Source organism: Pseudomonas sp. AF03-9 (assembly GCF_020515815.1).
Classification (GTDB): Bacteria; Pseudomonadota; Gammaproteobacteria; order Pseudomonadales; family Pseudomonadaceae; genus Aquipseudomonas.
Window position 1 is genome coordinate 1 of the sequence record NZ_JAHPJF010000052.1, and the last position, 1,496, is coordinate 1,496.

The window sequence follows — 1,496 nt, forward strand, 5'->3', positions numbered from 1 at the left end:
ATCACGCGGCGTCTCTTCGTCGGTTGCAGTGAAGGTACCGGCGACGGTGCCCGCAGTGGCGGAGTTTTCTTCCAGGGTGTTGGCAACGACTTCAATCACTGGCACATCGTTGTGCAGGTTGACGGTCGGCTGAGCGCTGTTGCTGGAGTTCAGGCCTTCAGGGTCGGTGACGGTCAGGTCGATCTTCGGCAGTTGGTTGCCGGCGTTAACAAAGTCCGCGCCCTTCTGGGTCAGGACGACGTCGTTGCCAACGATGCTGTAGTAACCGTCGACGTTGCTGTTGCCGGTGAAGGAGATGGTCAAGCCATCACGCGGGGTCTCTTCGTCGGTCGCGGTGAAGGTACCGGCCACGGTGCCCGCAGTGGCGGAGTTTTCTTCCAGAGTGTTGGCAACGACTTCAATCACTGGCACATCGTTGTGCAGGTTGACGGTCGGCTGAGCACTGTTGCTGGAGTTCAGGCCTTCAGGGTCGGTGACGGTCAGGTCGATTTTTGGCAGCTGGTTGCCAGCGTTAACGAAGTCGGCGCCTTTTTGGGTCAGGACGACGTTGTTGCCAACGATGCTGTAGTAGCCGTCGACGTTGCTGTTGCCGGTGAAGGAGATGGTCAGGCCATCGCGTGGGGTCTCTTCGTCGGTCGCGGTGAAGGTACCGGCGACGGTGCCCGCAGTGGCGGAGTTTTCTTCAAGGGTGTTGGCGACCACTTCAATCACCGGCACATCGTTGTGCAGGTTAACCACTGGCTGAGCGTTGTTGCTGGAGTTCAGGCCTTCTGGGTCGGTGACGGTCAGGTCGATTTTTGGCAGCTGGTTGCCGGCGTTAACGAAGTCGGCGCCTTTTTGGGTCAGGACGACGTCGTTGCCAACGATGGTGTAGTAGCCGTCGGCGTTGCTGTTGCCAGTGAAGGAGATGGTCAGGCCATCGCGTGGGGTTTCTTCATCGGTCGCGGTGAAGGTACCGGCGACGGTGCCCGCAGTGGCGGAGTTTTCTTCCAGGGTATTAGCAACGACTTCAATCACTGGCACATCGTTGTGCAGGTTGACGGTCGGCTGAGCGCTGTTGCTGGAGTTCAGGCCTTCAGGGTCGGTGACGGTCAGGTCGATCTTCGGCAGTTGGTTGCCAGCGTTAACGAAGTCGGCCCCTTTCTGAGTCAGCACAACGTTGTTGCCTACGATGCTGTAGTAGCCGTCGGCGTTGCTGTTGCCGGTGAAGGAGATGGTCAAGCCATCACGCGGGGTTTCTTCGTCGGTCGCGGTGAAGGTACCGGCGACGGTGCCCGCAGTGGCGGAGTTTTCTTCCAGGGTATTAGCAACGACTTCAATCACCGGCACGTCGTTGTGCAGGTTGACGGTCGGCTGAGCACTGTTGCTGGAGTTCAAGCCTTCTGGATCGGTGACAGTCAGGTCGATCTTCGGCAGCTGGTTACCAGCGTTAACGAAGTCGGCGCCTTTCTGAGTCAGCACAACGTCGTTGCCAACGATGGTGTAGTAGCCGTCGA

The 1,496-nt window shown here is 58.8% G+C and carries 1 protein-coding gene; it reads right to left on the minus strand.

All coding sequences use genetic code 11. The annotated features are described in order from the left end of the window. A partial coding sequence (locus LIY36_RS27565) for a hypothetical protein (RefSeq protein ID WP_226457852.1) occupies nt 1-1,496 on the minus strand: 1,496 nt, incomplete at both ends.